The following is an 11883-nucleotide window of genomic DNA, read 5'->3' as shown; positions in this document are numbered from 1 at the left end:
CGTCGCTGCATCAGGCTTGCGCCCATTGTGCAATATTCCCCACTGCTGCCTCCCGTAGGAGTCTGGGCCGTGTCTCAGTCCCAGTGTGGCCGGTCACCCTCTCAGGTCGGCTACCCGTCGTCGCCTTGGTGAGCCGTTACCTCACCAACAAGCTGATAGGCCGCGGGCCCATCTCGCACCAGTAAACCTTTCCAACCCAGACCATGCAGTCCAGGCTCATATCCGGTATTAGACCCAGTTTCCCAGGCTTATCCCAGAGTGCAAGGCAGATCACCCACGTGTTACTCACCCGTTCGCCGCTCGTGTACCCCGAAGGGCCTTACCGCTCGACTTGCATGTGTTAAGCACGCCGCTAGCGTTCGTCCTGAGCCAGGATCAAACTCTCCGTTGAAGACTCTCGATCCACCCCCGAAGGAGCCAATCAGAAGAATGTTCGCAGAGTCCGAAAACCTAGCGATATAAACGCCAGCCGGAAATTAGCTGACTTAAATGTCCGACCCCAACACACGGGGGGTGTGAGGCCGGAACCAAATTTCAAAATTTGGCACTGACATTCATCGACACACTATTGAGTTCTCAAAGAACACACGCACAAGCAATCTCCCGGGCGGTGAGCCCGTTCGATCAGCTAGGCAACTTATCAAGCTTAGCTCGCACCATGCAGCAGAACCAAATCCGCTGGTCAGGTCGAACTAGTGTGATCATCAGGCGCTCCTCGTCCAACCTCGTTTCCCAGGCCCTTGGGGCTCCGGGTCGGTGTCCGTGTCGCTCTGACCTGGAATAAGTTACGTGTTGCTACTAACCAAAGTCAAATCGGCTGTCTACCTGCGCCTTTCCGGCACATCGGATGTATGGCCCGGACGAGTCGAAGGGCGCGCGGCTCCGAATAACTCCCCACAACACTGCCTATAGGTAAGGAGGTCTCGGTGGCCGGAGCTCTTCGGGCGCGGACAGAGAGTCGTGAGGATCGGTCCGGAGTTCTGTATGCGGTGTCGCGAGCGACGGATGCCGCGCGAGCCGGCGACGTCGAGACCGCGGCACGACTACTGCGCGAGGCCGAACGGCTGGCGGGAAGAGACGACCACATTGCCGGCACTCCGGCTGCCCACATCACCGGAAAGCGAGCCCTGCGGGCCGCGTTGACAAGCATCACCGCAGCAACAATTGTCGGAGTGCGCCGTCTGACGAGATTCTGTGCGTCATCTCGGCCTTACCCATGGTGGTTGGCCTGGGCTCACGAGGCTCCGGGTCGAGACGAAGGAGTCTGTGTGAGTTCAACGGTGGGCGAGCGAACGCCCGGCGATCAGGTGGATGGGGCGAACAGCCTCGTCTATGTCGTGTTCATTACCGCTGCGGCGGCCATGGGTGGGTTTCTGTTCGGGTATGACAGCTCGGTCATCAACGGCGCGGTCCAGGCGATCCGGGATCGATACGACATCGGGTCGGCGACATTGGCGCAGGTGGTGGCCATTGCCTTGATCGGGTGCGCGGTGGGGGCTGCGATCGCGGGGCGGATCGCGGACCGGATCGGACGCATCTGGTGCATGCGGATCGCGGCGACGCTGTTCACCTGCAGTGCGATCGGGTCGGCGCTGCCGTTCGCGCTGTGGGACCTGGCGATGTGGCGTGTGATCGGTGGTATCGGGATCGGGATGGCGTCGGTGATCGGGCCCGCGTACATCGCCGAGGTGTCGCCGCCGGCGTATCGGGGGCGGTTGGCGTCGTTCCAGCAGGCGGCCATCGTGATCGGTATCGCCACTTCACAACTGGTGAACTTCGCGATTCTCGAGATGGCGGGCAGCGAGCAGCGCGGTCACATCGCAGGACTCGAGGCCTGGCAGTGGATGCTCGGGGTGATGGTGGTGCCGGCGGCGCTCTACGGGCTGTTCTCGTTCACCATTCCGGAGTCGCCGCGGTACCTGATCTCCATCGGCAAGACCGACAAGGCCAAGAAGGTACTGACCGAGGTCGAGGGCGACAGGGGGAATCTCGACGCGCGGGTGGCCGAGATCGAGCAGGCCATGCACAGTGAGCACCGGTCGACGTTCAAGGATCTGCTGGGCGGGGGGTTCGGGTTCCTGCCGGTGGTGTGGATCGGTATCGGGCTGTCGGTGTTCCAGCAGCTGGTCGGCATCAATGTCGTCTTCTATTACTCGGCGACGCTGTGGCAGTCGGTGGGTATCGACCCGTCCAGTTCGTTCTTCTACTCGTTCACCACCTCGATAATCAATATCGTCGGCACCGTGATCGCCATGGTGCTGGTCGACCGGATCGGGCGGAAACCGCTGGCGCTCATCGGATCCGCGGGCATGGCGATCTCGCTCGCGCTGGAGGGCTGGGCGTTCTCCTACAAGTCCGGCTCCGGGGACAGCGTGAGCCTGCCGCACACCCAGGGCATCGTGGCGCTCATCTCCGCGCACAGCTTCGTGCTGTTCTTCGCCATGTCGTGGGGTGTCGTGGTGTGGGTGCTGCTCGGCGAGATGTTCCCCAACAAGCTGCGTGCGGCCGCGCTCGGTGTGGCCGCGTCGGCGCAGTGGATCGCCAACTGGGTCATCACCGCCAGCTTCCCCAGCCTGTCCGACTGGAACCTGTCGGGGACCTACGTCGTCTACACCGCCTTCGCCATCCTCTCGATTCCCTTCGTGCTCAAGTGGGTTCCGGAGACGAAGGGCAAGGCGCTGGAAGAGATGGGCTGAACGGCTATTTCAGGATCTTTGTGATCTGGCCGGCGCCGACCGTCCGGCCGCCCTCCCGGATGGCGAATTTGAGGCCGATCTCCATGGCTATGGGTTGGATGAGGACCACCTCCATGGAGACGTTGTCACCCGGGAGGACCATCTCCACTTCCTTCGGAAGGGTCACCACGCCGGTGACATCCGTTGTGCGGAAGTAGAACTGGGGGCGGTAGTTGTTGAAGAAGGGGGTGTGGCGGCCACCCTCGTCCTTCGACAGGATGTAGGCCTGGCCTTCGAACCGGGTGTGGGGTGTGACCGAACCCGGCTTGATGACGCACTGGCCGCGCTCCACATCTTCGCGGCGGACACCACGCAGGAGAAGGCCGACGTTCTCGCCGGCTTGGCCTTCGTCCAGTAGTTTCCGGAACATCTCGATGCCCGTGACCGTGGTTTTGGTGGTCTTCGGGCGGATGCCGACAATCTCCACCTCGGCATTGACCTTCAGGACGCCGCGCTCGATGCGGCCGGTGACGACGGTGCCGCGGCCGGTGATGGTGAAGACGTCCTCGATGGGCATGAGGAACGGCTTCTCGACCTCGCGGGTGGGGGTGTCGATCCAATCGTCCACGGCGGCCAGCAGTTCGGTGATGGTGTCGCCCCACTCGCCGGTGGGGTTCTCGAGCGCCTGGTAGGCGGAGACGCGGACGATGGGGGTGTTGTCGCCGTCGAATTCGTATTCGCTGAGCAGGTCGCTCACCTCGAGTTCGACCAGTTCCAGGATTTCCTCGTCCTCGACCACGTCGCACTTGTTCAGTGCCACCACCATTTTCGGGACGCCGACCTGGCGCGCCAGGATGACGTGCTCCTTGGTCTGCGGCATCGGGCCGTCGGTGGCGGCGACCACCAGGATGGCGCCGTCCATCTGGGCGGCGCCGGTGATCATGTTCTTGATGTAGTCGGCGTGGCCGGGGCAGTCGACGTGCGCATAGTGGCGGTTCTCCGTCTGGTACTCCACGTGGGCGATGGAGATGGTGATGCCGCGCTGCCGCTCTTCGGGGGCCTTGTCGATGGCCTCGAAGGGTGTGAAGGGATTCAGGTCCGGATATTTGTTGTGCAGGACCCTGGTGATCGCCGCGGTGAGAGTGGTCTTGCCGTGGTCGATGTGGCCGATGGTACCGACATTGACGTGCGGCTTCGTCCGCTGGAACTTCGCCTTCGCCACTGGGAACCTCCTGTGCGCCCGCGCGATTCGAGAGGGCACCGGAGGGTGGGGACACCGCGAAGTCATGCCCGACGGCGGTGTCGGTTCCAGGGTATTCAGGCGCCGGCCCGCACAGGTCGAGAACAGCCCGAACCGGACGTACAGGACTGTTGACGGGTGATGTTCCGCTCGGCGAGTCGCCGTGCGACGCGCCCAACCGGTCTCGGGTGAGCAGGGGAAGTAACGTGGGCGGTTATGACAGCTGTTGCAGATCGTTCGCTCGGACCGGAACTCGTACGCACCGTGGGCATCGGGGAGGCCGACGTCCTCGTCATCGGCCTCACCTCGACCGATGACGGGCCGGTGATCGCGCCCGCCGACGCCTTCGAGGATGTACTGGACGGCGAGACCCGGGCGGCGCTGCTGAGTGCGCTGCAGGCGGTCGGGGCCAAGGGGAAGGGCGAGGAGATCACGCGAGTGCCGGCTCCGGCCGGGCTGGGCGTGGACTACGTGCTGGCGGTCGGACTCGGGGCCGAGGACAAGCTCGATGCCGAGCAGGTGCGCAAGTCGGCCGGCGCGGCCGGGCGGGCGCTGACCGGGGTCGCGACCGCGGTCACCACGCTGTCGGGGCTGGACCTCGGGGCGGCGGCCGAGGGCTTCTATCTGGGCGCGTACCAGTTCACCACGTTCAAGTCCGCCAAGACCGCGCCCAAGGACGACGATCAGCCGGTCAAGCGGGTCGAATTCCTGGTTCCCGAAACGGGATTCGGGGAAGAGGCGCTCTTCCGGGCGCAGGCCGTCGCCGAAGCCGTCGCCACCGCACGGGATTTCGTGAACACCCCGCCCAACGACCTGTTCCCGGCCGAATTCGCCAACCGCGCAGCGGAATTGGCCAAGGCGGCCGGCCTGCAGGTGGAGATCCTGGACGAGAAGGAACTCGAATCCCAGGGCTACGGCGGCATTCTCGGCGTCGGCAAGGGCTCCTCGCGACCGCCGCGACTGATCCGCATCACCTACGCGGGCGGCGACCCCAAGGTGGCGCTCATCGGCAAGGGCATCACCTTCGACACCGGCGGCATCTCCATCAAGCCCGCGCAGAACATGGAGAACATGACCTCCGACATGGGCGGCGCGGCGGCGGTCATCGCCACCACGCTGCTGGCGGCGCGACTGAGCCTGCCGCTCACCGTCATCGCCACCGTGCCCATGGCCGAGAACATGCCGTCGGCCACCGCGCAGCGGCCCGGTGACGTGCTCACCCAGTTCGGCGGAACCACCGTCGAGGTCATCAATACCGATGCCGAGGGCCGGCTCATCCTGGCCGACGCGCTCGTACGCGCGGGCCAGGACGAACCCGACTACGTCATCGACGTCGCCACCCTCACCGGTGCGCAGATGGTCGCGCTCGGCACCCGCACCCCGGGCGTCATGGGCACCGACGTCTTCCGCGACCGGGTGGCCCGCATCTCGCAGGCCGTCGGCGAGAACGCCTGGGCCATGCCGCTTCCCGCGGAACTGCGCGCCGACCTGAACTCCAAGATCGCCGACCTGCAGAACGTCGCGCCGCACCGCTGGGGCGGCATGCTGTCGGCCGGTCTGTTCCTCAAGGAATTCGTCTCCGAGAGTGTGCAGTGGGCGCACTTGGATGTGGCCGGTCCCGCCTACAACACCGGCAGCCCGTTCGGCTACATCGGCAAGGGCGGCACCGGCGTCCCGGTCCGCACCCTCATCGCGACCCTCGAAGACATCGCCGCCGAGTAATCGGCACCCGGTCCCGCGACAACGCCCGCCACCGCTCACTGCGGCGGCGGGCGTTCGCGTCGAGGGGTGTGGTCAGCAGCCCTGGGCCGCGCGGCGTTCCAGGATGCGGCGGCGGGCCTCATAGTCGCGCATGCGCTGGGGGTAGCCGACTCGGCGGGCATCGTAGACGGGGATGTTCAAGGTGTTGGACAGTCGTTGCGCGCCACGCTCGCCGACCACGCGACGGGTCCACGACCCGTCGTGGGCGACCAGGACGACCGAGACATCGGACACCGTCGTGCGCGGCTCGACGAAAGCCTCCACGCCGTAATGGCTTCGGGTCCAGGCGACGATATGCGCCATCGCCTCGGGGTCGGCATCACCCCGGCGCGCGGTACCGCTGCGCCCGAACAGATCCAGGAAACCCATCCCGGCCACCTCCTCTCCGGCCACGGAAACGCCGGATAAATCGATAGTGCCAGCTCCCGGGCCGTTCGCCACTCACCTGGGCCAACTCCTAAGCAGCCCCACAGAATCCATTCAGAAATTGCGCCGAGGCCGTTGGCTTCCTGCATGCCCCCAACCGATTCACCACGCCGCACGAATTCATTGCTCGCCGCGGCGCAACCAGCGCACTCCCGCGGATGCCCGGCCATCTGGTCGGCGCAGTCAGCTAGCTGTCCGCTATCCCGCTCAGTGCTGCCGCGACTCCCGGCCAGTGGCACCCCGGACAGAGGTGTCGCACGCAAACGTGATACGTCTCATGCCATTCCCGCCAATTCACGCTCACGCCAGGGAGATCTCTTGCTCACGCGGGGGATCGCGACACGGAGAGGTCGGCGCAACGGCCGCCCTGTGACACGCCGCACCCGGGCGAGTGCAAGGATGGGTGATCGGAACAAGAACCAACACGGATCTCCGGTGCCACAGAATGATCGGTGGCCGTCGGGACGACACCGCGACCCGCGGTGCCACTCCCGCTGAGAGACGAACTGTTTAACCCGACGAGCAGTCAGAGGAGTCAACGGACATGACCTTCTCCGTCCAGATGCCGGCTCTTGGTGAGAGCGTCACCGAGGGCACTGTGACCAGGTGGCTGAAGCAGGAAGGAGACACGGTCGAGGTCGACGAGCCGCTGCTCGAGGTCTCCACCGACAAGGTCGACACCGAGATCCCGTCCCCGGTCGCAGGCGTTCTCACGAAGATCGTCGCCCAGGAGGACGACGTGGTCGAGGTCGGCGGCGAGCTCGGCGTGATCGGTGAGGCCGGTTCCGCTCCGGCCCCGGCCGCCGCCCCGGCACCCGCCGCCGCCCCGGCCCCGGCGCCCGCGCCGGCACCCGCACCCGCCCCGCAGCCGGTCGCCGATGCTCCGGCGCCGGCCGCCGCCGCGCCCGCCCCGGCCGCTGCCGCCTCCGGCACCCCGGTCAAGATGCCCGAGCTCGGTGAGTCCGTCACCGAGGGCACCGTCACCCGCTGGCTGAAGCAGGTCGGCGACCAGGTCGCGGTGGACGAGCCGCTGCTCGAGGTCTCCACCGACAAGGTCGACACCGAGATCCCGTCGCCGGTCGCCGGCACCCTGCTGGAGATCTCCGCGCAGGAAGACGACGTGATCGCCGTCGGCGGTCAGCTGGGTGTCATCGGCAGCGGTGTCGCCGCCGCCGCACCCGCTCCGGCCCCGGCCCCGGCGCCTGCCCCGGCTCCCGCGCCCGCTCCGGCTCCGGCCGCTGCGGCCCCCGCACCGGCTCCGGCTCCGGCTCCCAAGCCCGCTCCGGTTCCGGCTGCGGCCACCCCCGCCGAGGAGCCTTCCACCAACGGCGGCCCCTACGTGACCCCGCTGGTGCGAAAGCTGGCCGCGGAGAACAACGTTGACCTCGCGACCCTCACCGGTTCCGGTGTCGGTGGCCGTATCCGCAAGCAGGATGTGCTCGCCGCCGCAGAGGCCAAGAAGGCTCCGGCCCCCGCCGCTGCCGTCGCGCGCGCCGCCGCTGCTCCGGTTGCCGCTGCCGCTGCCGCGCCCGCGCCGCGTCCGTCGCTGTCGCACCTGACCGGCACGGTTCAGAAGGCCAGCCGTATCCGGCAGATCACCGCGACCAGGACCGTGGAGGCGCTGCAGACCACCGCGCAGCTCACCCAGGTGCACGAGGTCGACATGACCAAGATCGCCGCCCTGCGCAACCGCGCCAAGGCCGCGTTCAAGCAGCGCGAGGGCGTGAACATCACGTTCCTGCCGTTCTACGCCAAGGCCGTCATCGAGGCGCTGGCCGTGCACCCGAACGTGAACGCGTCCTACAACTCCGACACCAAGGAGATCACCTACCACTCGGTGGTCAACCTGGGTATCGCGGTCGACACCGAGCAGGGCCTGCTCTCGCCGGTCATCCACAACGCCAACGACCTGTCGCTGGCCGGACTGGCGCGTGCCATCGCCGATATCGCCAACCGTGCGCGCACCGGCGGACTGAAGCCGGACGAGCTGGCCAACGGCACCTTCACCATCACCAATATCGGTTCCCAGGGCGCCCTGTTCGACACCCCGATCCTGGTGCCGCCGCAGGCCGCCATGCTGGGCACCGGCGCGATCGTCAAGCGCCCCATGGTGATCAGCGACGACGGCAGCGAGTTCATCGGCATCCGCTCGATGGCCTACCTGCCGCTCACCTACGATCACCGCCTCATCGACGGCGCCGACGCGGGTCGCTTCCTGACCACCGTCAAGCACCGGCTGGAAGAGGCCGCGTTCGAGGGTGACCTCGGGCTCTAATGCCGGATACGGGCGGCAGGATTGATCGGATGAAGGTCGTGATCGCCGGTTCGTCCGGACTGATCGGGACGGCGCTCGTCGCGGCTCTACGCCGCGACGGGCACGAGGTCACCCGCCTCGTACGCCGTCCCGTGCACGCCCGCGACGAATTCACCTGGGACCCCGTCCGTTCCGATCTGGACGAGCGCGCACTGCGTGGCGCCGACGCGGTGGTGAACCTCTGCGGCGCGGGTATCGGGCAGCGGCGCTGGACCGGCAGCTACAAGCAGGAGCTGCGCGACAGCCGCATCGTCCCCACCGACGTGCTGGCCGCCGCGGTCGCCGCCGCGGGAGTGCCGACGCTGGTCAATGCCAGCGGCGTGCACTACTACGGCGGCGATCTCGGCGACCGCGTCGTCACCGAGAGTTCCCCCGCCGGAACCGGTTTCCTGGCCGGCCTGTGCGCCGACTGGGAGGCCGCCACCGAGCAGGCCGCCGACGCCGGCGTGCGCACCGTGCTGCTGCGCTCGGCAGTGGTGCTGGCCCGGCACGGCGGCATGCTCGGAATGCTGTATCCCCTCTACTTTCTCGGCCTCGGCGGGCGGCTGGGCAGCGGCCGCCAGTACGTGCCGTGGATCTCCCTGGACGACGAGGTCGGCGCGATCATCTACGCGCTCACCCACGAAAGCCTTTCCGGCCCGGTCAATATGGTCGGTCCCGCGCCGGTCACCAATGCGGAGTTCACCCGCGCACTGGGCCGCGTCATGCACCGGCCGACGCCCCTGATGGTGCCCGCGTTCGCGCTGCGGCTGGCCGTGGGCGAGTTCGCCGAAGAGGCAATCCTGCACGGCCCCAGGGCAATTCCCACCGCGCTCGAGGCCGCCGGATACCCCTTCCAGCACCCCACCATCGGCGCGGCACTGTCCGCGACGCTCGGCCAGTCCGGCTGATCCGGCCCGTTGCGTGGGCGCGGCGCGCGTCACAGTGGGCCCGTCGATACCGTGTGGGACGTGACCAATCATCCGTCCGACCTGCTGGTGCGGGATGCGCGCGAGAGCGATCTCCCGGAGATCCTGGTGATCCACAACAACGCCATCGCCGAGACCACCGCTATCTGGGATACCGAACTCGCCGACCTGGACGAGCGCAAGGCCTGGTTCGCGGCGCGGACCGGAGCCGGACACCCGGTGCTGGTGGCCGAGATCGACGGCCAGGTCGCGGGGTACGCCAGCTACGGGCAGTTCCGGCCGAAGTCCGGCTACCGGTTCTCCGTCGAGAATTCGGTGTACGTGTCAGATATATTCCAGCGGCGCGGAGTGGCCACGGCGCTCATGCGCGAGCTGCTGGTGCGGGCGAGCCGGAGCGGAGTGCACACCATGATCGCGGCGATCGAGTCGAGTAACCGCACGTCGATCGCGCTGCACGAGAAATTCGGCTTCGCCGTCGTCGGTCGAATGCCGGAAGTCGGGCACAAATTCGGGCGCTGGATGGACTTGACGCTGATGCAACGCGTTGTCAACGAAGGGGTAACGTCGCAATCGTGAGTGAGAGTACGGCCACCGCACCGTTACCCTGTGCGGTCTCGGCCCGCTTCGACGGCACACCCCTCGCAGTCGAGAATCTGGGCCTCATCGATTACCAGCAAGCCTGGGAGCTGCAGCGGTCGATCGCCGCCGAACGCGCCGATGGCATCGGACAGGATCGGCTGCTCCTGCTGGAACACCCCTTCGTCTATACCGCCGGCCGCCGCACCGAGCCGGAGGACCTGCCCATGGACGGCAGCCCGGTCATCGAGGTCGACCGCGGCGGAAAGATCACCTGGCACGGTCCCGGGCAACTGGTCGGCTATCCCATTGTGCGGCTGGCCGAACCCGTCGATGTGGTCGCCTATGTGCGCCGCCTGGAGGAAGCCCTCATCACCGTCTGCGCGCAGCTCGGGCTGGAAACCGGTCGGGTGGAAGGCCGTTCGGGCGTGTGGGTGCCCGAGAGCGAGCTCCTGCCCGAGCGGAAGGTCGCAGCCATCGGCGTGCGCGTCCAGCGCGGGGTCACCCTGCACGGCATCTCGCTGAACTGCAATTCCAGCCTCGACGCCTTCGATACCATCGTGCCGTGCGGGATTCGCGATGCCGGCGTCACCACGCTGAGCCGCGAACTCGGCCGCGAGGTGACCGTGGACGAGGTGCGGCCACTGGTCGCCGACGCCATCGCCCGCGCCCTCGACGGCGCGCTGAAGGTGACCGACCACAACATCTCCCGCTGCGCGAAGGCCGCGGCCGAATGCCCCGAACCACTTCCGGCGTCGACGACCGATCAGCTCCCGGTGGTGGCCGAAACCGTGCCCGCCAAGGCCGAATGATCATGAGCGTAGGGTGGACAAAGTGACTTCCGTCGATACCCCGACATCGAACGACCCGGCCGCACCCAACGGCCGCAAGCTGCTTCGCATCGAGGCTCGCAACGCCGAGACCCCGATCGAGCGCAAACCTTCGTGGATCCGTACCCGCGCCACCATGGGACCCGAGTACACCGAACTCAAGGGCTTGGTGAAACGCGAAGGGCTGCACACGGTTTGCGAGGAAGCCGGGTGTCCCAACATCTTCGAGTGCTGGGAGGACCGCGAGGCCACCTTCCTCATCGGCGGTGAGCAGTGCACCCGTCGCTGCGACTTCTGCCAGATCGACACCGGTAAACCCGCCGCCCTGGACCGGGACGAGCCGCGGCGCGTGGCCGAGAGCGTGCAGGCCATGGGGCTGCGCTACTCGACCGTCACCGGCGTCGCGCGCGACGACCTCGAGGACGGCGGCGCGTGGCTGTACGCCGAGACCGTGCGGGCGATCAAGCGGCTCAACCCGCACACCGGCGTCGAACTGCTGATCCCGGACTTCAATGCCGTGCCCGAGCAACTGGCCGAGGTGTTCGAGTCCCGTCCGGAGGTGCTCGCGCACAACCTGGAGACGGTGCCGCGCATCTTCAAGCGCATCCGACCGGCCTTCCGCTACGAGCGGTCGCTGGCGGTCATCACCGCCGCGCGTGAGGCCGGTCTGGTCACCAAGTCCAACCTCATCCTGGGCATGGGCGAGACCCCGGAGGAAGTCACCCAGGGCCTGCGCGACCTGCACGAGGCGGGCTGCGACATCATCACCATCACCCAGTACCTGCGGCCGTCCCCGCGCCACCACCCGGTCGACCGGTGGGTGAAGCCGGAGGAGTTCGTGGAGCACTCCAAGGCCGCCGAGGCCATGGGCTTCGCCGGGGTGATGGCCGGTCCGCTGGTCCGCTCGTCCTACCGTGCCGGGCGCCTGTACGCCCAGGCCATGCGCCACCACGGTCGCGAGATCTCCCCGGAGATGGCCCACCTCGCCGAGGAGGGCAGCGCGGCGCAGGAGGCGACCAGCGTCCTGGCGCGCTTCGGCTCCTAGCCGATCGAATTCGTGCACTGTGGCCCGGACGTACTGTCCGGGCCACAGTCGTTTTGCGACACCTCGCCAGGTGAACGCCGGGTATCGGTACGCCATCCAAATCGGTTC

General features: G+C 67.2%; 9 protein-coding genes and 1 rRNA gene. 7 read left to right on the top strand and 3 right to left on the bottom strand.

The window, feature by feature from the left end:
• Positions 1-391, bottom strand: a 16S ribosomal RNA gene (locus ABZ909_RS39180); the annotation flags it as partial.
• A gap of 877 nt (positions 392-1268) precedes the next feature.
• Here ABZ909_RS39180 and ABZ909_RS39175 point away from each other — a divergent pair.
• Positions 1269-2696 (top strand): sugar porter family MFS transporter, encoded by a 1428-nt coding sequence (locus ABZ909_RS39175; protein ID WP_357010691.1) that lies wholly within the window; start codon positions 1269-1271, stop codon positions 2694-2696.
• A 4-nt stretch (positions 2697-2700) separates the two neighbouring features.
• Here ABZ909_RS39175 and tuf read toward each other — a convergent pair whose 3' ends face one another.
• On the bottom strand, positions 2701-3897 hold the full coding sequence (gene tuf / locus ABZ909_RS39170) for an elongation factor Tu (RefSeq protein ID WP_357010689.1): 1197 nt from the start codon (positions 3895-3897) through the stop codon (positions 2701-2703).
• A 234-nt stretch (positions 3898-4131) separates the two neighbouring features.
• Here tuf and ABZ909_RS39165 point away from each other — a divergent pair, with 234 nt between their 5' ends.
• Complete coding sequence (locus tag ABZ909_RS39165) at positions 4132-5637, top strand: leucyl aminopeptidase (RefSeq protein ID WP_357010687.1); 1506 nt, start codon at positions 4132-4134, stop codon at positions 5635-5637.
• Between the two features lie 72 nt (positions 5638-5709).
• On the opposite strand, the gene ABZ909_RS39160 is transcribed toward ABZ909_RS39165, so the two are convergent.
• Positions 5710-6045 (bottom strand): oxidoreductase, encoded by a 336-nt coding sequence (locus ABZ909_RS39160; RefSeq protein WP_357010685.1) that lies wholly within the window; start codon positions 6043-6045, stop codon positions 5710-5712.
• 601 nt (positions 6046-6646) lie between these two features.
• Here ABZ909_RS39160 and sucB point away from each other — a divergent pair.
• From sucB to lipA, 5 genes are all read left to right on the top strand, one after another.
• The gene (sucB, locus tag ABZ909_RS39155) at positions 6647-8377 is read left to right on the top strand and encodes a 2-oxoglutarate dehydrogenase, E2 component, dihydrolipoamide succinyltransferase (RefSeq protein WP_357010683.1); all 1731 of its coding nucleotides are present in this window, start codon (positions 6647-6649) and stop codon (positions 8375-8377) included.
• Positions 8378-8406: 29 nt separating this feature from the next.
• Positions 8407-9306, top strand: coding sequence for a TIGR01777 family oxidoreductase (locus ABZ909_RS39150; RefSeq protein WP_357010681.1), 900 nt, complete (start codon positions 8407-8409; stop codon positions 9304-9306).
• An 81-nt stretch (positions 9307-9387) separates the two neighbouring features.
• Entirely contained in the window at positions 9388-9900 is a 513-nt protein-coding gene (locus ABZ909_RS39145; RefSeq protein WP_357010699.1) for an N-acetyltransferase family protein, read from the top strand.
• Positions 9897-10712 carry a lipoyl(octanoyl) transferase LipB gene (gene lipB, locus ABZ909_RS39140; protein WP_357010678.1) on the top strand — a complete coding sequence of 272 codons (816 nt, stop codon included), beginning with the start codon at positions 9897-9899 and terminating at the stop codon, positions 10710-10712. The genes ABZ909_RS39145 and lipB overlap by 4 nt, the downstream gene beginning before the upstream one ends.
• 22 nt (positions 10713-10734) lie before the next feature.
• Positions 10735-11775 carry a lipoyl synthase gene (gene lipA, locus ABZ909_RS39135; RefSeq protein ID WP_357010675.1) on the top strand — a complete coding sequence of 347 codons (1041 nt, stop codon included), beginning with the start codon at positions 10735-10737 and terminating at the stop codon, positions 11773-11775.
• The last annotated feature ends 108 nt before the right edge of the window (positions 11776-11883 follow it).

The sequence above is a fragment of the Nocardia sp. NPDC046763 genome (assembly GCF_040645495.1).
In the GTDB taxonomy this organism is placed as follows: Bacteria; Actinomycetota; Actinomycetes; order Mycobacteriales; family Mycobacteriaceae; genus Nocardia.
The sequence above is the reverse complement of the archived record's forward strand: the minus strand, read 5'-3'. Positions and strand labels throughout refer to the sequence as shown.